The 21,127-nt window shown below is 55.9% G+C and carries 18 protein-coding genes; 6 read left to right on the top strand and 12 right to left on the bottom strand.

Going from position 1 to position 21,127, the window contains the following annotated elements; genetic code table 11:
* The first annotated feature begins 43 nt into the window (after window positions 1-43).
* From zapG to degS, 3 genes are all read left to right on the top strand, one after another.
* The gene (gene zapG, locus OGY07_RS02120) at window positions 44-442 is read left to right on the top strand and encodes a Z-ring associated protein ZapG (RefSeq protein ID WP_042292056.1); all 399 of its coding nucleotides are present in this window, start codon (window positions 44-46) and stop codon (window positions 440-442) included.
* Between the two features lie 168 nt (window positions 443-610).
* A complete protein-coding gene (degQ, locus tag OGY07_RS02115) occupies window positions 611-1,978 on the top strand; it encodes a serine endoprotease DegQ (protein WP_060571048.1) in 1,368 nt (455 codons plus the stop codon).
* Window positions 1,979-2,068: 90 nt separating this feature from the next.
* Window positions 2,069-3,136 carry an outer membrane-stress sensor serine endopeptidase DegS gene (gene degS / locus OGY07_RS02110; protein WP_042291957.1) on the top strand — a complete coding sequence of 356 codons (1,068 nt, stop codon included), beginning with the start codon at window positions 2,069-2,071 and terminating at the stop codon, window positions 3,134-3,136.
* A 201-nt stretch (window positions 3,137-3,337) separates the two neighbouring features.
* Here the strand turns inward: degS and mdh are convergent, their stop codons facing one another.
* Entirely contained in the window at window positions 3,338-4,276 is a 939-nt protein-coding gene (gene mdh, locus OGY07_RS02105; RefSeq protein WP_286598390.1) for a malate dehydrogenase, read from the bottom strand.
* 415 nt (window positions 4,277-4,691) lie between these two features.
* Here mdh and argR point away from each other — a divergent pair, with 415 nt between their 5' ends.
* A complete protein-coding gene (gene argR, locus OGY07_RS02100; protein ID WP_012135369.1) occupies window positions 4,692-5,162 on the top strand; it encodes a transcriptional regulator ArgR in 471 nt (156 codons plus the stop codon).
* 368 nt (window positions 5,163-5,530) lie between these two features.
* Window positions 5,531-5,794 carry a peroxide/acid stress response protein YhcN gene (gene yhcN / locus OGY07_RS02095; RefSeq protein ID WP_042291961.1) on the top strand — a complete coding sequence of 88 codons (264 nt, stop codon included), beginning with the start codon at window positions 5,531-5,533 and terminating at the stop codon, window positions 5,792-5,794.
* A gap of 57 nt (window positions 5,795-5,851) precedes the next feature.
* Here the strand turns inward: yhcN and OGY07_RS02090 are convergent, their stop codons facing one another.
* The 5 genes from OGY07_RS02090 to aaeX all read right to left on the bottom strand — a co-directional run bounded on the left by OGY07_RS02090 (window position 5,852) and on the right by aaeX (window position 10,806).
* Window positions 5,852-6,124 carry a barstar family protein gene (locus OGY07_RS02090; protein WP_042291964.1) on the bottom strand — a complete coding sequence of 91 codons (273 nt, stop codon included), beginning with the start codon at window positions 6,122-6,124 and terminating at the stop codon, window positions 5,852-5,854.
* A 29-nt stretch (window positions 6,125-6,153) separates the two neighbouring features.
* Window positions 6,154-7,602 carry an NAD-dependent succinate-semialdehyde dehydrogenase gene (locus tag OGY07_RS02085; protein WP_042291967.1) on the bottom strand — a complete coding sequence of 483 codons (1,449 nt, stop codon included), beginning with the start codon at window positions 7,600-7,602 and terminating at the stop codon, window positions 6,154-6,156.
* A gap of 87 nt (window positions 7,603-7,689) precedes the next feature.
* Window positions 7,690-9,657, bottom strand: a complete 1,968-nt coding sequence (gene aaeB / locus OGY07_RS02080; protein WP_042291969.1) for a p-hydroxybenzoic acid efflux pump subunit AaeB — start codon at window positions 9,655-9,657, stop codon at window positions 7,690-7,692.
* Window positions 9,658-9,662: 5 nt separating this feature from the next.
* Window positions 9,663-10,595 (bottom strand): p-hydroxybenzoic acid efflux pump subunit AaeA, encoded by a 933-nt coding sequence (aaeA, locus tag OGY07_RS02075; RefSeq protein ID WP_042291971.1) that lies wholly within the window; start codon window positions 10,593-10,595, stop codon window positions 9,663-9,665.
* Window positions 10,596-10,602: 7 nt separating this feature from the next.
* Window positions 10,603-10,806 carry a p-hydroxybenzoic acid efflux pump operon protein AaeX gene (gene aaeX, locus OGY07_RS02070; RefSeq protein ID WP_000051841.1) on the bottom strand — a complete coding sequence of 68 codons (204 nt, stop codon included), beginning with the start codon at window positions 10,804-10,806 and terminating at the stop codon, window positions 10,603-10,605.
* A 181-nt stretch (window positions 10,807-10,987) separates the two neighbouring features.
* Here aaeX and aaeR point away from each other — a divergent pair, with 181 nt between their 5' ends.
* Window positions 10,988-11,920 carry an HTH-type transcriptional activator AaeR gene (aaeR, locus tag OGY07_RS02065; RefSeq protein ID WP_060571044.1) on the top strand — a complete coding sequence of 311 codons (933 nt, stop codon included), beginning with the start codon at window positions 10,988-10,990 and terminating at the stop codon, window positions 11,918-11,920.
* A gap of 100 nt (window positions 11,921-12,020) precedes the next feature.
* On the opposite strand, the gene tldD is transcribed toward aaeR, so the two are convergent.
* From tldD to mreC, 6 genes are all read right to left on the bottom strand, one after another.
* Window positions 12,021-13,466 carry a metalloprotease TldD gene (gene tldD / locus OGY07_RS02060; protein WP_042291977.1) on the bottom strand — a complete coding sequence of 482 codons (1,446 nt, stop codon included), beginning with the start codon at window positions 13,464-13,466 and terminating at the stop codon, window positions 12,021-12,023.
* A 167-nt stretch (window positions 13,467-13,633) separates the two neighbouring features.
* Window positions 13,634-17,437, bottom strand: a complete 3,804-nt coding sequence (yhdP, locus tag OGY07_RS02055) for an AsmA2 domain-containing protein YhdP (RefSeq protein ID WP_286598381.1) — start codon at window positions 17,435-17,437, stop codon at window positions 13,634-13,636.
* A gap of 94 nt (window positions 17,438-17,531) precedes the next feature.
* Window positions 17,532-19,001, bottom strand: a complete 1,470-nt coding sequence (rng, locus tag OGY07_RS02050; protein WP_042291983.1) for a ribonuclease G — start codon at window positions 18,999-19,001, stop codon at window positions 17,532-17,534.
* The gene (locus OGY07_RS02045) at window positions 18,991-19,584 is read right to left on the bottom strand and encodes a Maf family protein (RefSeq protein ID WP_286598379.1); all 594 of its coding nucleotides are present in this window, start codon (window positions 19,582-19,584) and stop codon (window positions 18,991-18,993) included. The genes rng and OGY07_RS02045 overlap by 11 nt, the downstream gene beginning before the upstream one ends.
* A 17-nt stretch (window positions 19,585-19,601) precedes the next feature.
* A complete protein-coding gene (gene mreD / locus OGY07_RS02040; RefSeq protein ID WP_042291986.1) occupies window positions 19,602-20,090 on the bottom strand; it encodes a rod shape-determining protein MreD in 489 nt (162 codons plus the stop codon).
* Complete coding sequence (gene mreC / locus OGY07_RS02035; protein ID WP_060571040.1) at window positions 20,090-21,115, bottom strand: rod shape-determining protein MreC; 1,026 nt, start codon at window positions 21,113-21,115, stop codon at window positions 20,090-20,092. The genes mreD and mreC overlap by 1 nt, the downstream gene beginning before the upstream one ends.
* Between the last annotated feature and the right edge of the window lie 12 nt (window positions 21,116-21,127).

Below are 21,127 nucleotides of genomic sequence, written 5' to 3'. Positions count from 1 at the left end.
AAAGCCAACACCCTACGGAAACAAAAGACAACGGGAGATGTTCATGACCTGGGAATATGCGCTAATTGGTTTAGTCGTCGGCATCATCATCGGCGCCGTGGCCATGCGTTTTGGTAATCGCAAATTACGTCAGCAACAGGCGTTGCAGTATGAACTGGAAAAGAACAAAGCTGAGCTGGAAGAGTACCGTGAAGAACTGGTGAGCCACTTTGCCCGCAGCGCCGAACTGCTGGACACCATGGCCCATGATTACCGCCAGCTGTATCAGCACATGGCGAAAAGCTCCAGCAGCCTGCTGCCGGAACTGTCTGCGGAGTCGAATCCGTTCCGTAACCGCCTGGCGGAGTCTGAAGCCAGCAACGATCAAGCGCCGGTGCAAATGCCGCGTGACTACTCTGAAGGCGCATCCGGCCTGCTGCGTAGCGGCGCAAAGCGCGACTGATCGCACATCGGCACGAAATTTTCCGGGCGCGCTCATTGCGCCCGCCTCTTCTCTCCCGTCCCGACTATCATTTAATCATTATCCGCATTGTTAGCTGACTGAAAATTCAATAACATCAACCTGTTTTGAATCGACTTTCCTTTCACTCAAGGTACGAGAGCAGGATCCATGAAAAAACACACCCAGCTGTTGAGTGCTTTAGCGTTAAGTGTCGGGTTAACTCTCTCGGCACCGTTTCAGGCCGTCGCCTCGATTCCCGGTCAGGTTCCGGGCCAGCCCGCGCTGCCGAGCCTGGCGCCGATGCTCGAAAAGGTGCTGCCTGCCGTGGTGAGCGTGAAGGTTGAAGGCACCGCCACCCAAAGCCAGAAAGTACCGGAAGAGTTCAAAAAGTTCTTCGGTGACGAACTGCCGGATCAGCCCTCACAGCCGTTCGAAGGTCTTGGCTCCGGGGTGATCATCGACGCCGCGAAAGGTTATGTGCTGACCAACAATCACGTCATTAACCAGGCGCAAAAAATCAGCGTACAGCTAAACGACGGTCGCGAGTTTGACGCGAAGCTGATTGGCAGCGACGACCAGAGCGACATCGCCCTGCTGCAAATTCAGAACGCCAGCAAGCTGACGCAAATCGCTATCGCCGACTCCGACAAACTGCGCGTCGGCGATTTTGCGGTGGCCGTAGGCAACCCGTTCGGTCTGGGACAGACCGCCACCTCGGGTATCGTCTCCGCGCTGGGACGCAGCGGGTTGAATCTGGAAGGACTGGAAAACTTTATTCAGACCGACGCCTCGATTAACCGCGGGAATTCCGGCGGCGCGCTGCTTAACCTGAACGGCGAGCTTATTGGCATCAACACCGCCATCCTCGCGCCCGGGGGCGGCAGCGTGGGCATTGGCTTTGCTATCCCCAGTAATATGGCGCGCATTCTGGCGCAGCAGTTGATTCAGTTTGGCGAAATCAAACGCGGCCTGCTCGGTATCAAGGGCACCGAAATGACTGCTGACATCGCCAAAGCGTTCAAACTTGACGTTCAGCGCGGCGCGTTTGTCAGCGAAGTGCTGCCGAACTCCGGTTCCGCGAAGGCAGGCGTGAAATCCGGCGACGTCATCACCAGCCTCAACGGTAAGCCGCTCAATAGCTTTGCCGAGCTGCGATCGCGTATCGCCACCACTGAACCGGGCACAAAAGTGAAACTGGGCCTGCTGCGTAACGGTAAGCCGTTGGACGTGGAAGTCACGCTCGATGCCAGTACCTCCGCCTCTGCGAGTGCGGAAATGATCGCTCCGGCGCTTCAGGGCGCGACGCTGAGCGACGGTCAGCTGAAAGACGGCAGCAAAGGCATCAAAATTGACAGCGTGGAGAAAAGCAGCCCGGCCGCCCAGGCTGGTTTGCAGAAAGATGATGTGATTATCGGGGTCAACCGCGATCGCGTCCATTCCATCGCCGAAATGCGCAAAGTGCTGGAAGCGAAACCGTCAATCATCGCGCTACAGGTGGTTCGCGGTAACGAGAGTATTTACCTGCTCCTGCGCTAATGCGACTTAACCGGACATCAGCCCCGCGTGTGATGTCCGGTTAACTCGTGGTATGCTGCTGCCGTTTCCTTTATTAATGACGCCTCCATCATGTTTGTGAAGCTCTTACGTTCGGTCGCAATTGGTTTGATTGTCGGCGCCATTCTTCTGGCCGCCATGCCTTCGCTACGCAAAATCAACACCCTTTCCGTACCGCAATACGACAGCGCCGACGAGACGCCGGCGAGCTACAACTCTGCGGTACGTCGCGCGGCGCCTGCGGTGGTCAACGTCTATAACCGCAGCATGAACAGCACCGCGCATAACCAGCTGGAGATCCGCACGCTCGGTTCGGGCGTCATTATGGATCAACGCGGCTATATCATTACCAACAAGCACGTGATCAACGATGCCGACCAAATCATCGTCGCCCTTCAGGATGGTCGGGTGTTCGAAGCGCTGCTGGTCGGCTCCGACACGCTGACCGATCTGGCGGTCCTGAAAATCAACGCCACCGGCGGCCTGCCAACCATTCCGATCAACACCCGTCGCACGCCACACATTGGCGACGTCGTGCTGGCTATTGGTAACCCGTACAACCTCGGGCAGACCATTACCCAGGGGATTATCAGCGCGACGGGGCGCATCGGCCTGAACCCGACGGGACGGCAGAACTTCCTGCAAACGGACGCCTCGATCAACCACGGAAACTCCGGCGGCGCGCTGGTGAATTCGTTGGGCGAACTGATGGGAATCAACACGCTGTCGTTTGACAAGAGCAACGATGGTGAAACCCCGGAGGGGATCGGCTTTGCCATCCCGTTCCAGCTGGCGACCAAAATTATGGATAAGCTGATCCGCGACGGGCGCGTGATCCGCGGCTACATTGGCATTGGCGGTCGCGAGATTGCGCCTCTGCACGCACAAGGCAGCGGGATGGATCAGATCCAGGGGATCGTCGTAAATGAAGTCGCCCCGGATGGCCCGGCGGCGCAGGCGGGAATTCAGGTTAACGATCTGATTATCTCGGTGAACAATAAGCCGGCCGTGTCCGCGCTGGAAACGATGGATCAGGTGGCGGAGATCCGACCGGGATCGGTGATCCCTGTGGTGGTCATGCGTGATGACAAGCAACTGACGTTGCAGGTCACCATTCAGGAATACCCGGCGACCAATTAATACACTGCATCCGTCACGCTGCCGCTTTGTTGGCTATGGTCATTCTCCCCAGTCTCGTACTGTTCGTACGCTTCTGGGGATTCACTGACTTGCTGCCCCGACGCTACGTGAATGATTCGGGGTACAGAGAATATCGCCAAACCCAATCACAAAAAAACCGGAGTCTGCGCTCCGGTTTTGTCTTTTCTGGCTACGGTTCGCTTACTTGTTAACGAACTCTTCGCCAAGCTGAATGTCTTTCTTCAGCGTGTCCAGCATGCCTTCCAGCGCGTTCTGTTCGAATGCGCTCAGTTTGCCGATAGACTGACGTTCTTCCACGCCGTTTTTACCCAGCAGCAGCGGCTGAGAGAAGAAACGCGCATACTGGCCGTCACCTTCAACGTAGGCACATTCCACCACGCCTTTTTCGCCCTGCAACGCGCGAACCAGAGACAGGCCAAAACGTGCCGCCGCCTGGCCCATCGACAGGGTTGCGGAACCGCCACCGGCTTTTGCTTCAACCACTTCAGTACCCGCGTTCTGGATACGTTTGGTCAGGTCAGCCACTTCCTGCTCGGTAAAGCTCACGCCTGGGATCTGCGACAGCAGCGGCAGAATCGTCACGCCAGAGTGTCCGCCAATTACCGGAACTTCAACGTCGGTTGGCAGCTTGCCTTTCAATTCCGCGACAAAGGTGTTGGAGCGGATGATGTCCAGCGTGGTGACGCCAAACAGTTTGTTCTTATCGTAAACGCCCGCTTTTTTCAGCACTTCAGCGGCGATAGCCACGGTGGTGTTCACCGGGTTGGTGATGATACCGATGCAGGCTTTCGGACAGGTGGTCGCGATCTGCTGAACCAGGTTCTTAACGATACCTGCGTTAACGTTAAACAGGTCGGAACGGTCTATGCCCGGCTTACGTGCAACGCCTGCGGAGATCAGCACCACGTCAGCGCCTTCGAGCGCCGGGGTCGCGTCTTCACCGGAGAAGCCTTTGATTTTCACAGCAGTTGGGATATGGCTCAGATCAACGGCCACACCGGGAGTCACTGGAGCGATGTCGTACAGGGAGAGTTCTGAACCTGAAGGCAGTTGGGTTTTTAACAGTAGTGCAAGCGCCTGGCCGATGCCGCCAGCTGCGCCGAGGACTGCGACTTTCATCCTAAACTCCTTATTATATTGATAAACTAAGTGTTTGTTGCTCCGCGGCGGCGACCATAATCCACAAATACGATGAATACAATCACTCATACTCAATTATGTGTAGTCACGCGAATTTAGCTTTTATGCATTTAATTTACGTAATACGAGGACGCCAGCGCAGTCGAGCAACTTTCCAACAGGTGGTGACAATATACCCTACTGCCCGACCAAAACAACATCATTTTGATAACAATTAATTTACTTTTAAGCTTATTTGCGAGGCGTGACACAGGCATGTTTCTTGATAACGAAATTTGATAAAATTCCGCTCTTTCATAACATTATTTCAGCCTTCACTAAGGCAGACTGTTTGCATAAAAATTCATCTGTATGCATAATAATGTTGTTTCCATCCTCATACTACGGGTGACTTATGCGAAGCTCCGCTAAGCAAGAAGAGTTAGTTAAAGCGTTTAAAGCGCTGCTCAAAGAAGAAAAATTCAGTTCCCAGGGCGAAATCGTCCTCGCGTTGCAGGATCAGGGCTTTGATAATATCAACCAGTCCAAAGTATCCCGCATGTTGACCAAGTTCGGCGCGGTACGCACCCGCAACGCGAAAATGGAGATGGTTTACTGCCTGCCGGCTGAACTCGGCGTCCCCACGACCTCCAGTCCGCTGAAGAATCTGGTGCTGGACATCGACTATAACGATGCGGTAGTGGTGATCCACACCAGCCCCGGCGCCGCGCAACTGATCGCGCGCCTGCTGGACTCGCTCGGTAAAGCCGAAGGTATCCTTGGCACCATCGCCGGTGATGACACTATCTTCACCACGCCGGCGAACGGCTTTACGGTGAAAGATCTGTACGAAGCCATTCTGGAGCTGTTCGAGCAAGAGCTTTAATCCCCTTCACCCCGCTGCGTTCCGCGGCGGGGAAAACCCGGCCCTCACCTCAATTCACCCGCTTTTCTGCTGCATCTGATTTAACAGTTAGTGCCTTTTACTGCCTAAAGACATTCACATAGTGAATACATCTCCGCTAAAACGCACAAATCGCTAAATTTTATAACCTTTTGATTTTAATGAAAAATATAATAAATACCTGCATTTTTAATGACGCATTGTTATAAAAATGTCGTTTTTAATCACTGACAAAGCAGCGAAACAGTTAGCGTGGTATTAATTTATCACGTTATTAGTGTATACTCAGTTCTGTGATGAGGGTCACGAAACGAAGGCCCCCAATAATAAAATTCGACGAGGTACTTATCATGAAAATCAAAACTACTGTTGCAGCATTAAGCGTTCTCTCTGTTCTTTCTTTCGGCGCTTTCGCCGCAGATTCGATTACCGCAGAACAAGCACAAAATCGCGAAGCGATGGGTTCTATCTCCGTAAGCGCGATCGGCTCAAACCCGATGGACATGCATGAAATGCTGAACAAAAAAGCCGAAGAAAAAGGCGCATCAGCGTATCAGATCACTGAAGCCCGCAGCGGTGACAACTGGCATGCCACTGCCGAACTGTACAAATAAACCCTCGTCGTCTAGTCCGACGACCTTGCCCCCGACTGTCGGGGGCTTTTTTATGCCTTAATGACGGACGTTGAAACGCAACTGCCCTTCCAGCTCTTCTTCCGCTTCATCAAACAGCAGAATCAGCGCGCCATAGCGTCTGCGCAGCTTGTCGGGGAGATGCACAAACTCGATCTCCAGCGGCAGCGGCAGCTTTTCGCTCATAACGATATCCCACAGCGCATCGAGATCGTTCACGTTTTCGCTGGCGAGGCCAAACATCCGGGTAAATTCACGATAAAAATCGTTCTGATCCTCAATTTCATCAAAATCAAATGTATAGATGTTCATTTGTCGCCACCTTCCCGACGCCACCTCACTTACAGGCCGCCAATGTGCAGGGTTTTCACTTCCAGGAATTCGTCCAACCCCAGCACCGATCCTTCACGTCCCAACCCTGACTCTTTCACGCCGCCAAACGGCCCCAGCTCGGTGGAAACCGCACATTCGTTAATGCCGATCATGCCGCTTTCAATGGCCTGCGAGACGCGGAAAACCCGCTGCAGGTTTTGCGTATAGAAGTAGGCGGCGAGGCCAAACGGCGTGTTATTCGCTCGCTGAATGACCTCGTCTTCGCTGGTAAAACGGAAGCAGGCGGCAACCGGCCCAAAAGTCTCCTCGCTGGCCAGCTTCATGCCATCACTGCACTCCCCCAGCACCGTCGGTAGCCAGAAGTTACCGCCAGACGGATGCGCCTTGCCGCCCGCCAACACCTTCGCGCCTTTCGCCACTGCATCGTCGACGTGCTCACGCACTTTGTCGACCGCAGACGGCTCTATGAGCGGCCCGACCACTACGCCTTCGTCCAGTCCGTTGCCGACCTTCAGCGCCTGTACTGCGTCCGCTAGCCTGCGGGTAAATTCGTCATAGACGTTCTCCTGAATATAGAAACGGTTGACGCTCACGCATACCTGACCGGCATTGCGGAATTTATTGGCGATCGCACCCTGCACGGCGGCATTGATATCGGCATCGTCAAATACGATATAAGGCGCGTTGCCGCCCAGCTCCATCGAGACCTTTTTCATCGTTTCCGCCGCGTTTCGCACCAGCGTTTTCCCGACGGCAGTGGAACCGGTAAAGGAGATTTTGCGCACTTCATGGCTGGCCATAATCGCGTCGCTGATCTCCTGCGTATTACCCGCCACGGCGTTGAGGACGCCATCCGGTACGCCCGCTTTCTTCGCCAGGGTAAGCAGCGCAAAGGCGCTTAGCGGTGTGTTATTGGCGGGTTTAATCACGCCGGTGCAGCCAGCGGCCAGCGCCGGGCCAAGTTTTCGCGTCAACATCGCCATCGGAAAGTTCCACGGGGTTATGGCCGCCACCACCCCTACCGGTTCACGGGTCGCCAGAATGCGCGATCCGGGTTTGACCGGCGGAATAATTTCACCGTTAGCGCGTTTAGCCTGCTCCGCAAACCACTGGATAAAGCTGGCGGCGTACTCCACTTCGCCTTCCGCTTCTTTCAGCGGTTTCCCCTGTTCGGTGGTCATTAACTGGGCCAGCCAACGTTTATTCTCAATAATCAATTCGTACCAACGGTACAAAATAGCCGAGCGCGCTTTCGCCGTTTTCGCTCGCCAGGCGGGAAACGCTTTGCTGGCGGCGGCAATCGCCTCCTCGGTCTGCTGTTTACCCGCTTTGGCGACCTTCGCGATTATCTCGCCGGTGGCCGGGTTCAGGACATCAAAGGTGGTATCCAGCGTTTTCCACAATCCATCAACCAGATATCCCGTCTGGAAAAGTTCGTTCTCCTGGAGCGTTTGCATGGTGTTTCTCCTTTCGATGTCATGGTTTTGCGCACATCGAATAAGTATAGCCATAAAAAAACCGACGCTTTTGGCGTCGGTTTCAGGTCAGCTGTCGGTGAGCGCATGTTGATATTTGTGTAGCATGCCGGTCAGACGTTTTACCGGCTCGGTCACCTGCGGCGGCGCTTCCCAGACTCGCAGTTTTTCCTGATAGACGTTCAGCTCCTCCAGCAATTGCGCGAAGTAGCGTCGACGCTTATCGTCATTGCTGGCCGATATTACGTGATCCGCTGTACGGCGCAGCTGGCGGTGAAACGCTGACAGATCCTCGTTGACTGGAACAGGCGCGTCGCGCAGGCGCTGATGCGCAATGATCATCGTCAGGGCAAGACGGAATTTCGGCAGGTCGCCAGGAAATTTGTTCATCAGCAAAAACAACTGCTGATAAAGCGCCGGAAGATGATTCTCTTTACGACGCACCACATTGGTGGTCATCGCCGAGACCGCCGCAGAGACAAACTGGTTCAGCAGCACACGCCCGGTACGGGCTCGGGAGTTATCACGCACCAACAGGATAACCAGGAACGCCAGCACGCAGCCAACAATTTGCCCTAACGCGCTGTCGAGAAACTGACTGAAATGGAAGGTCATCGGGTTGTCCAGTACGATAATGTTAATGGTACTGGCAAGCGCGCCCATCGATCCCAGCCGCCGCTTCTGTACTTCGATCCCGAGAAAGAACCCCAACACCGCAAGGCTCAGACACAGCAGCAACATGCTTTGCTGGGTATTAGGCAGGATCACCAGAAAGTAAAACGCCCCCAACGGCAGCGCTGCTAGCGTCCCGTAGATAAAATCGATCCCCACCATCCGCGGATTCGGCAAACGCATGGCGAGCGAGGTCACCACCGCGATCATGACCATTGCCCCGTTGCCGGAGGTCCAGCCGGTCCACAGCCAGAACAGGCTGCCCAGTACGCAGGAAATCGTGGTACGCCAGAAGTTGACCATCGCATGATGACGCTCGGCGGATTCCACTTTCACCACCGGCTCGCCCTCCAGGATCTCCTCCTCGGTACCGCTAATTTTGGTATTACCGATTACTCCCCGTTTAAGCAGCAGATAGCGCGTCGCCGCCCCGGCCCAGGTGTACAAGGTCACCGGCGTTTCGCGCTCTCCGGTCCACGCAATCACCCGACGCAGGCGTTTAAGCTGTTTATGCACGTCCTGCGCCGTTTCAACGGGCATGTCGAAGAACTCCCGGAACGTATCGGTGATCGCTTCCGGTCGCGTATTCTGAATCAAATAGGTTTCGCAGGACTGAGTCACCATGGTCAGCGAAAGCGTGTTAATCGCCTTCAGACGGCGGTTGGCAAGCGCCCAACGCGATGATTCCATGTTCAGGTTACTGCGCATTCCCTCCAGCGCGGCGGTTCGCCGCACCAGATCGCCCCAGGCCTGATCCACTTCTTCGCTGTCGCCATGTTTGATACACAGCTGCATCAATTGGTACTGCGCGACCAGCAGGCTGTCCAGTTCGCGATCCACTTCCTGTTTGATGGATCGCGGAGAAAACAGAAGATCCGCCATGATGGCGCAGACAATCCCGATGACGATTTCGCTACATCGTTCAACGGCGAACTGCGGCGTCAACAGCGGTTCCGGCTGAATGGTGATAACGATAATCAGGGCGGTATAGCCCGACAATCCCCAGGCATAGGAGTTTTCGATACGCACCAGCGACGATACCCAGGTGCAAAACCCCGCCCAGATACAGCACACCATAATCATCAGCAGCGGCGCGCGGATCATCGTCGTGATGATCACCAGGGCGGCAATACAACCGATGAAAGTCCCAATAATACGCAGCATCCCGCGATAGCGGATAGCGCCGGAATAGGGTTCGCCGCCAGCGGCGAAAGCCGGTCCCGCCGCGACGATAGCCGCGGTCAGAACGGCCCAGCGCGGCGTCTCAAGCTGAAAATGAAAGCCAACAAACAGCGCCAGTACGATGGCGCATGCCAGTTTAACCGCAAAGCGGATGTGCTGGTTGGCAATGGAAAAAATACCCATCGCGATTAACCAAACTCGCGCAGACGGTGCGCCATTTTACGGAAGAACGAGTCGTTGTTGGCGTCGCGATCCTGCGTACCGGTGACAACCACGGTGGCGGTCGTCCCGGCAGGCCACAGGTTCTCCTGCTGATCGTCAAGACGAATACGCACCGGCACGCGCTGCGCCAGACGGACCCATTCAAGGTTAGAATCGATGGTGGCCATACCTTTGTCGTCACGCGTGCTGCTGGCGTTGGTCACCCCCGCCGCCACGCTGTCCACCGTACCTTTCAGCACCGTGTTGCTGCCCAGCGGGGTGATCTCGGCGCGGTAACCCGGACGCACGCCTTCCAGTTTGGTCTCTTCCATATAGGCCAGCACGTAGAACGAGTTTTGCTTCACCAGCGCCACAGCGGTGGAGCCCCGGGTAATAAATTCGCCAGTATAAACGTTAAGGTTAGTGACCCAGCCGTCGGCCGGAGCGCGGATCACGGTACGCTCAAGATCTAATTTTGCCAGGTCGCGGGTCGCCTGCGCTTTCGCAAGCTGATGTAAGACGGTTTGCAGAACGTTATTGGCCTGGTCGATTTCCTCTCGTGACATCGCCTGTACGCCAAGACGGTTACGGCGGCTGGCCTCCTGACGTTTTTCCTGCGACAGCACCCGGTAATAGGCGACGTCGGCTTCTGCTTCTTCAAGCGCTTTCTTGTAGCGCGGCTGGTCAATGGTAAACAGCACCTGATCTTTCTTTACCAGCTGGTTATCATGCACATTCACGTTAGTGATCAGCCCGGAAACATCGGGCGCAATGGCGACCACGTCGGCGCTGAAGCGCGCGTCACGCGTCCACGGTGATTCGGTGTAATAGACCCAGGCGCGAAAAATAGCGATGAACGCCAGGATGACCAGAACGAGGGTAATGGCCGTACGGGAGAGTTTTCTTGTTAGTGTTTTCACTTCAACCTCAAACGAACAGGCGCGATATTAAGTAAAAGAGACAGCAATACAGCGCGGTATTGAACAGAGCCGGATGCCAGACAAAATCATAGATGCCCGTGGGCACAAGCACCCGGCGCACCAGCCAGAAAATCGCCAGTGACAGAAGCAATTCGAAAAATATCGGTGGGAAGGACAGACCAAACACCACGATAACGGGAAACAGACTCATGTTGACCTTGATTTTTTAGAGAGTGCAGGCGATACAGTTTTTAGCCGTGTCGCCGCGGAGAAGGGCAAGGAAAGCCAGGCGAGAGCGACGCAGCCGTTATTTGAATAATAATATATTAACGTAACTGTTATGCTGTTATCTATAATATGTGATCTAAATCACTTTTAAGCCAGAGTGAATAATGGAACGATTAAAACGGATGTCGGTGTTTGCCAAAGTCGTGGAATTTGGCTCCTTCACCGCCGCGGCCAGACAGCTACAAATGAGCGTTTCATCCATCAGCCAGACGGTTGCAAAACTGGAAGATGAACTGCAGGTTAAACTGCTCAACCGCAGTACGCGCAGCATTGGGCTGACTGAAGCCGGAAAAATTTACTACCAGGGCTGCCGTCGAATGCTCCATGAAGTGCAGGATGTTCACGAGCAGCTTTACGCGTTTAACAATACCCCTATCGGCACGTTGCGGATCGGCTGTTCTTCAACGATGGCACAAAATGTCCTCGCCGGACTGACCGCAAAAATGCTGAAAGAGTACCCCGGCCTGACGGTAAATCTGGTCACCGGTATTCCCGCACCCGACCTGATTGCTGACGGCCTGGACGTGGTGATCCGCGTGGGCGCGTTACAGGATTCCAGTCTGTTTTCCCGCCGCCTGGGGGCGATGCCAATGGTGGTTTGCGCCGCCAAACGCTATCTCGCGCAATATGGTATACCGGAGAAGCCAGCCGACCTCGCAAACCACTCATGGCTGGAGTACAGCGTCCGTCCGGACAATGAGTTTGAGCTGATCGCGCCAGAAGGGATTTCAACCCGTCTGATCCCGCAGGGACGCTTTGTCACCAACGATCCGATGACCCTGAGCCGCTGGCTGACCGCCGGCGCGGGCGTCGCCTACGTCCCGTTGATGTGGGTGATCAACGAGATTAACCGCGGAGAGCTGGAGATCTTATTACCGCGTTATCAGTCCGATCCGCGTCCGGTTTATGCCTTGTATACCGAAAAAGATAAGCTGCCGCTGAAAGTGCAAGTCGTGATTAACTACCTGACCGATTATTTTGTCGATGTATCGCAGCTGTTTCAGGGAATGTACGGTCGGGGAAAAGAGAAAGGCTAAATTGCCCGATGGCGCAGTCGCTTATCGGGCACGCAGGAACACAACACGCCAGGCCGGATAACTCGCAACGTGCGGCCATCCGGCACGGCAGACCCGCAACTTACGCGGTGCCGCCCACGGTCAGGTTATCCACCTTCAACGTCGGCTGACCGACGCCCACCGGCAGGCTCTGTCCTTCTTTGCCGCAGACGCCGACGCCGTTGTCCAGCTTCAGGTCATTACCCACCATAGAGATCTGCTGCATCGCTTCGATCCCGGAACCAATCAGCGTTGCGCCTTTTACCGGTTTGGTCACTTTACCGTTTTCAATGAGATAGGCTTCCGAAGTCGAGAAGACGAACTTACCAGAAGTGATATCCACCTGACCGCCGCCAAAGTTTGGCGCGTAGATGCCATATTCGACGGATTCAATGATCTCCTGCGGGGTGGATTTCCCCGGCAACATATAGGTGTTGGTCATGCGCGGCATCGGCAGATGTGCGTAAGACTCACGACGACCGTTTCCGGTTGGCGCAACGCCCATTAAGCGCGCATTCAGCTTATCCTGCATGTAACCTTTCAGAATGCCGTTTTCGATGAGCACGTTGTACTGGCCCGGCGTGCCTTCGTCGTCAATCGCGACAGAACCACGACGATCGACCATCGTGCCGTCATCCACCACCGTACAGAGTTCAGAAGCGACCAGCTCGCCGACCTGTCCACTGAACACCGACGTACCACGACGGTTAAAGTCGCCTTCCAGTCCGTGGCCTACCGCTTCATGGAGCAGCACGCCCGGCCAGCCCGCGCCAAGCACCACCGGCAACGTGCCTGCCGGCGCGGCGACGGCGGAGAGATTAACCAGCGCCATACGTACCGCTTCTTTCGCCCATGCGTCTGCGCGAACCTCCCCGTCCAGATCCGCAAGGAACCAGTCATAGCCGAAACGACCGCCGCCGCCGCTGGCGCCACGCTCGCGTTTACCGTCTTCTTCCACCTGTACGCTAACGGAAAGACGCACCAGCGGACGCACATCCGCCGCTAGCGTTCCGTCCGTTGCCGCCACAAGGATCAGCTCATAGACGCCGGTCAGGCTCGCGGTGACTTCCTGCACGCGCGTATCAGCGTCTCGCGCCACGCTATCGACACGACGCAGGATATCGAGCTTCTCCTCACGGGTCATGCTCTGGAGCGGGTCCACTGAGGTATAAAGCGCGGAGTGTTCCACTGCGCCCAGCGTTTTCACTTTTCCGTCACCGCTGTCTCTGACAATGGTGCGCGCAGCCTGTGCGCTCTGGCTCAGCGCCTGCAGGCTGATCTGGTCTGCATACGCAAACCCGGTTTTTTCGCCGCTGATCGCCCGTACGCCCACGCCCTGGTCAATATTGTAAGAACCATCCTTAATGATGCGATCTTCTAAAACCCAGGATTCGTGATAGCTCGACTGAAAATAGAGATCGCCGTAATCGAGACGGCGTTCGGCCAGTTGGCCCAAAATGGCAAACAGATCCTGATGTTTCAGGCCGTTTGCTGCCAGCAATTGTTCACTTACCAGGTTCAGACTCATCGTTTTGCTACTCGTTAGTTGCTGCGTAGGAGAGCGCTATGCTAAAAAATTTACGCCGGATGGCGCTGCGTGTATGCGGCCTACGGAAACGTCATAATGTAGGCCGCTACGTTACCCTCCGGCAAGACTATGTACTGAGAGTGGGGTAATTCCGCGTCGCCGTCAAATCATTGCGTTTTTTCTTTCCGCGGCTGGCGCAGAACTTCGTTGATCTGCGGTTGATCGACCGGACCGGTGATGTGATAGCGCAGAATCGACACTTTGTTCCACAGCGGCCCAAGCACCTTACTGGCGGCAAATACCGCCGCGCCGACGATCGGGTTGACCGCAAACGCGGCAGCCACACCCACCGTGGCAGAGATTTCCGGCGCCACGACCGCTTCAATGTCCAGTTCGCGTCGCACCAGATTAACCGACCCTTTCATAGCGATATCCGCTTCCAGGCCGTCCACCAGCGTATCATCGGTATGCAACACGCCGTCTTTAATCCACGCGGTACTGCGGATCGAATCAAAATAGAACCCTTCGCTAAAGGTGTCGCTAAAATCAAAACGCAGTTTACGCAGCAGCGCGTCTACGCTGAGCAAGCGCAGGAGCTGCCCGGCGTGGCCGGTGCTTAAGTCGGTGATTTCCCCTTTGCCCAGACGGGTACGAATAATCCCGTTGAGTGAGGCTTCATCTGGTTGCCACGGCGGATTGCGCCAGTGCAGATCGTAATCGACATTAAACGACGCGTTGCGCATCGGCGTGGTCACGCCAAAGAAGCCTGCCGCCGCATCAATCTTGTTGCCGCGCAGTTTACCTTTAATCGAAGTGCGTTCGCGGCCAGGCGCGTTGACCCACTGGCCGTCCGCGGTGAGCCGGGCAAAGCCGGTGTCCAGCAACCCGTTGCTCAGGTTCAGCGTATCGCCGTTGATCGCCAGATCGGCATCGATGCGCCCATACTTCTGCCCCCATAACCAGCATTCGCTACAGCGCAGCTGCATGTCAGGCCAGCCGCGGAAACTGACGCGATCTACAGTAGCAAACGGCGTCGCGGGAGCGTCGTTTTTTTCTGCAGGTTTCGCTGTGGACGGGTTGTAATAAAGGTATTTGATATTCGCCAGCCACGGCGCGTTATTGCGCATCGCCAGCGTCGCATTGATCTCTCGCCCCTGCGCTTCAACGGTCGTTCCGTTCAGCGCTGGCTGCGAGACAATGCTCATGTTGTTCCACTGTTGACCGCCCAGCGTCAGCGCTGGCGTACGCAGGGTAATGCGCTGAGGAAACTTCGCGCTGCTGGTCACGTTATCCGCCGCACCTTTCTGGAATAACGCCAGCCATTCGGCGCCATCCAACGCGGGCAGATTAAGTTCGATACCTTCCTGTTCGGGCAGTGGCGGTGTGGTTCGACTTTCCGCCGTCCAGATGGCGCGGTCCAGGGTAAGCTTCTGACCCAGCAGCCAGCGGCTGTTGAAATGGTTCTCTTTGTCTGCGTTGCCGGTGAGGGCAAAGCTACGCAGGTCGCCGTTAGCGGTAATGTTAACGGGTAACGGTTCACCGGCTTTTTTATTCAGCGGCGCAGGTAAGCGACTACTTACATTTTTAAGATCGCCGTTCAACTCAACGTGGTAATGCGCGCCTGAACGATACGGCAGGTCAATCCCCACCTTACCCTTCCACGCCACGCTGCCACCGAGCGCGTCATTCACCTGAGCAGGCAATACACCAGTACGGGTGGGCTGCCAGTTACCGTTGAGGTTCACCGCGACCTGATACGCTTTTGCTCCCTGGGTCGTGGAGAAATCGACGTTTAACGGTTGATTAAACCAGTTCGCCGTCATCGGCCCACTGTTGAGATCGCCATTGGTAAAGCTGAATTTACCGCTAAGGTTTTTCAGGGTGCTGTCGATCGGTTTTATCAACAGACTGTTGTCGCGCAACGTGACGTCGCCTTTCGCCGTCACCAGCTCGCCGTCGAGGGGAATATCCAGATGTAAGCGAGCATTCACATCGCCGCCAATTTGCAACTGCTCAAGGGCGGCGCCGAGCGACTCTTTAAGCGGCGTACCGTCAAAATACGGCCCCACTGCGTCGCCAGGCCCAGTGATATCGGCATCAATCAACAGTTTTTCTTTCGAATAGTCGGGGATGACCGCTGTCAGATTGGAGGCTTTTACACCACCTAAATCGACACCGTCGGTTTTCATCCACAAGCCGTCGTTAAGGAAATCCAGCTCGATATTCAGATTGGTCAGCGCAGGCCAGTCCGGCTGGAAAGCGAATTTGGCGTTACGCAGCGGCACCAGCACTTCAAACTGGCCTTCGTTGTGTTTATAAGGGAACAGATGGGGGTTTCCGCCATAGACCAGCGTCGCGTTATCCGCTTCACCGCCCTGAATCGCCCCGCTGAGATAGTCCACCAGCGCTTTGCCCATCAGGTTTTCCGGAAAATACCGCCAGGCCTGGGAGCCGTCGTCGGTGCTGATACCCGCCAGAATGCCCAGCCACGGCTCGTCGCCTGCGGGTTGCAGATAGCGAAAACCGCCGCGGGCATGTACCGCTTTGGCTTTAACGTCGATATCGCGCCCATCCAGTTGAAAACCTTTCTCATTCTTCAGCCAGTTCAGGGTCGCTACGCCATCTTCAATTTCTAACGGCGCGCGGAAAACCGTTTCATACGGCATTTTCGCCTGCTTCATGGCGGCGGTTAGCCGACCATCCTCAACGCTTCCTGAAAGGGTCCCGGAAAAATGCTCTGCTCCCGGCAACAGCTTCCACTGCTTCCACGCCAGATCGCGCCATGCAGCCTGAAAACGGGTCTTTTCGGTCGCATCAAGGGGGATATCCAGCGCCAGCGTGTCAATCGTTCCGCTCGGCTGCGTCGCCTGCCAGACTTCACCAAGCGCAGGCGAGAGCTTCGCCGCCACGGGGCGCAGCCCATCAAGGCCGGCTAAATCAAGATGGCTGGCGCGAATGCGTAGCTCGTCGCTACGTTTACCGTCCGCGCCGCCCACGTCCTGCTCAGGGATCCAGGCAAGCTGCAGTGCGCCGCTCGGCCAGCGTTTGCCGTCCATGGTGATGCGGGTATCTGGAATGGCGAACTGCCAACCGGGCTGTTCGCGACTGATATGCGCCGTCAGGTTATCGACTGCAAGCGTGTGGGTCGTGTTTTCGCCTTTCCAGCTCGCGCCGCCCTTTTTCAGCCAGACATCGCCGCCAGCGATCTCTCCCTTGCTGATGTTCATCCAGCCCTCAAGACTAAAGCGCGCGGTTTCCAGCGCCACGTTGTCCTGCATCCATCGCCCCAACCACGGCTTGACGTCAATGTCGTCCGCCTGCAACCAGACGCGGCCATTATTCAGCAGTCCATCATCGTCGCGCAGGTCCATACGGACCTGCATTACGCCATGTTGACCGGTCAGGCTCGACAGGCTGACCTGCCCCTCCGCGCGGTGACGGTTTCGGCTGTTAAGCCAGGTCAACTGGGGGATAGCCAACTGGGCGCGCTGGCCTGAAAGGGTCAGAAAGCTGATCTGGCTGTCGCGGAGATCGAAGTGATCGAACTGACGCAGAAAAAGATCGCTGATGCGTCCCGCTTCAGGGGTATCCGCGTCTCCGCTGCGTTGAATGGGGGTATTGGTGCGTAGGTTCAACTGCCAGAACGTCAGATCGCGAAACTGCCAGCGCATATGCAGCAAACTTTGCCAGACATCCAGCGCCAGGGTGACGCGCTTCACCGCAAACTCGCCGCCGTCAGTTAGCTGCACGCGGATGTCCCGCGCTTCCAGCGTCGGGCCAAAATTTTGCCAACTGGCGGTAAGCTGGCTGGCCTCCGTCGGCAAACCGGTCGCGGATTCGATCTTGGCGAGGATGGCAGGACGCCAGCTGTTGAGATGCGGCAGGGCCAGGCGCAGGCCACTGACCAGCAGCGCTACGATGACGACGAGCGCGGCTCCAGTGAGCAGTAATATCCCCGGCAATCGCCTCACGCGTCTCTCCTTGTCTGCCTGAAAGTGGCTCGCAAACTGCAAGCAAAGGGTGCCAGATGGCGGCGTGAACGCGTGATCTGGCCTACGTAAATGATTACATCATTACGACGTCGAACTGCTCCTGGTTATAGAGCGGTTCGATTTGCACTTTAACCTGTTTGCCAACAAAAATTTCCACTTCCGCCAGCGCGTGCGACTCCTCCCCTTTCAGGGCCTCCGCGACCGCCGGAGAAGCATAAACCAGGAAACGGTCGGAATCGTATGCATGATGCACGCGTACGATCTCACGCATAATTTCATAACACACGGTTTCCACCGTTTTCACCGTACCGCGACCGTGACAGGTTGGACACTCGTTGCAGAGCACATGTTCCACGCTTTCCCGCGTGCGTTTGCGCGTCATTTCCACCAGTCCCAACTGTGAAAAGCCATTGATGCTGGTTTTCACTCGGTCTTTGCTCAGCGCCTGCTCCAGAGAATGCAGAACCCGTCGGCGGTGATCGTCATTATTCATATCGATAAAGTCGATGATAATAATGCCGCCCAGATTGCGCAGGCGAAGCTGGCGGGCAATGGCCTGCGTTGCTTCGATATTGGTGTTAAAAATGGTGTCGTCGAGATTGCGATGGCCGACAAAAGCGCCGGTATTGATATCAACGGTCGTCATCGCTTCGGTCTGATCGATAATCAGATAGCCGCCGGACTTCAGCTCAACCTTGCGCTCCAGCGCCCGCTGGATCTCATTTTCCACATCAAAGAGATCAAAAATCGGCTGACGCCCGCTGTAATGCTCCAGCTTGCTGGTCATTTCGGGAATGTACTCGGCGGTAAACTCCAGCAGCGCCTCGTAGGTCAGACGGGAATCCACGCGAATGCGATCCAACTGCGCATCGGCAAAATCACGCAATACGCGCTGCGCCAGCGCCAGTTCGCCGTACATCTGATACCGCGTCTGCGGGCGCTTTTTGCGCTCCATGACTTTCGTCCAGACACGCTTGAGGTAGGCGGCATCGGAAGCCAGATCGTCTTCACACACGCCTTCTGCCGCGGTGCGAATGATAAATCCACCCTGCTCGTCGCAATATTCCGCCACCACCTTTTTCAGTCTTTCGCGTTCGGCTTCGCTTTCAATACGCTGAGACACCCCAACGTGTGACGCGCCGGGCATAAAGACCAGATAACGGGAAGGCAGGGTGATGTCGGTGGTCAGACGCGCGCCTTTGGTGCCGAGGGGATCTTTCACCACCTGCACCATCAGATCCTGTCCCTGACGCACCAGTTCGGAAATGTCCCGTACGGTAAACTGTTTCTGCTCATCGCCCGCCACGCATTCGGTATGCGGCATGATGTCAGAAGCATGAAGAAATGCGGCTTTATCCAGCCCAATATCTACAAAAGCCGCCTGCATACCCGGCAGTACGCGACTTACCCGACCTTTGTAGATATTGCCTACGATTCCTCGTCGCGCCTCACGCTCAATGTGAATCTCCTGGAGGATCCCGCCGTCGATATACGCCACACGCGTTTCCGATGGCGTTACGTTTACCAACAATTCAGCCGTCATGTTTATCCCTTTTCTCACGCAGTGAGTTAAAATTGCTTAGCAACTCATACGTTTCAACCAGCGGTAAGCCGACTACGGCGTGATAGCTGCCATTTATCTTCCTGACAAAACAGCCACCCAGCCCCTGAATACCGTATGCACCTGCTTTATCCATCGGTTCACCGCTGGCGATATAGTCAGCGATATCCGCATCCGACAACGCTCTGAACGTCACGTCGGTCACCAACAGACAGTCGAGCACGTACTGACTGTCGGCCAGCGCCACGGCGGTCATCACCTGGTGCGTCTGCCCGGATAGCTTACGCAGCATTGTCGCGGCGTGTTCTGCATCGCGCGGTTTCTCTAAAACTTCACCATGAAGGATGACGATCGTGTCCGCCCCCAGCACTGGCAAATCGCGCGGGGTCTGCGTCACGCCCGCCTGTGCTTTTTCACGCGCCAGCCGAGAGACATACTGCTGCGCGCTTTCCCCTGCGCCGCGCATCTCTTCGATACCGGTAACGATACGCTCGAACGCAACGCCCAATTGGGTGAGCAGTTCCTGGCGGCGGGGTGAACCGGAAGCTAAGTATAGAGACGTCATAGAAACCTTTATTGCACTTATTGCACCGCGAACTGCTGGCGGATTTTACGCATCAGCAAGAACAGCCACGGCCAGAGCACGCCGTTGACTACACTACTCCAGAACACTTCAGGTCTGAAAGAGACGTTGATCACTAAAAACTCTGACCAGAAAACAATAATATCCACCACCAGCGAAAGCAACATCACCACCAGAGCCTGCTGCCAGAGCGCCAGATTGCGGAATAACTGAAATTTTAATGCGACCAGATACGCGATGATGCTCATCGACAGCGCCCGCACGCCAAGCGTGGAACCGCTAATCAGATCCAGTATGGCACCCATCACAAAGCCTGTGCCCACATTTACGCGGTGCGGCAGCGCGAGGATCCAGTACAGTAAAATGAGCAGCACCCAGTTTGGCCGAAAGACGATGATCTCCTCCGGCCAGGGCATGATTTGTAATAAAAGCGCGATGAGAAACGAGAGCCAGATAACCCAGCGACCCTGGCTACGATAGCTCGCCACTACTGACCTCCCGACGGACGCGGCTGAGGCGACGCAGGCTGCGGCGGCGTTACGGGCGTCGTGGCGATCCCGGTCGCTGGCGCGGGCATTGGCGCAGGCGGCCCCATCATATCCGGCGAGGGCAGCACCTGAGGCATCATCTGCGTCAGGCGCTCATTCGCCACGCGATGCACATCTTCCGGCGTCATGGGATTTGATCCGTTACGGTCGGCGCCCCACAGCAGCAGCAGATAGCGCAGACGCTGTAAACCGGCGGTTGGACGCGCCTGTATCACGGTATATGCCCGCTGTGTATCCAGCTTAACGGAGGAGACCACGGCCACCGGATAACCTTCCGGGAAGCGCCCGCCCAGCCCCGACGTCACCAGCACATCGCCAACGCGAATGTCGGTATTGGCTGGCAGGTGTTCGAGCTGCAAATCATCGGTGCAGCCGTTACCGGCGGCAATCACACGGATATCGTTACGCAGTACCTGAATCGGCAGCGCATGGGTCGCGTCGCAAATCAGTAATACACGGCTGGTCAGCTTCGCCACCGCGACCACCTGGCCGACAACGCCTTTATCGCTGATGACCGGCTGGCCTTCGTAAACGCCGTTCACGCTGCCTTTGTCGATAACCACCTGATCGCTGTAGGGATCGTTAACCGTCGAGATGACCTGCGTCACCATCTTTTGTTCATCCTGACGCAGCGGCGATCCCAGCAGCTCGCGCAGACGCGCATTCTCCTGTTTGTACTGCCCGAGCATCAGCAGCTCGCTGTTTTTCAGCAGCAGTTCCTGACGCAGCGCCCGGTTTTCAAGCTCAAGCTGGTCGCGCGAAGCCAGCGTTTGCGAGACGCCATCAAGCAATTCACGGGGACCATTGGAAATAAAGTAGAAAGGACTGACGGCGGTATCCATGTACGTGCGGATTTGACTGAACGTACCCAGACGGCTGTCGGCGATAATGACGCCGAGCGCCACCAGCACCGCCAGGATAAGGCGAATCTGTAGCGACGGGCCACGGCTAAAAATTGGCTTCATAAGTTTGCGTAT

The sequence above is a fragment of the Citrobacter sp. Cs237 genome (assembly GCF_030332325.1).
Lineage (GTDB): Bacteria > Pseudomonadota > Gammaproteobacteria > Enterobacterales > Enterobacteriaceae > Citrobacter_A > Citrobacter_A sedlakii.
Note: the sequence above shows the minus strand (reverse complement) of the source record. Positions and strands in the feature narration are given on the sequence as shown.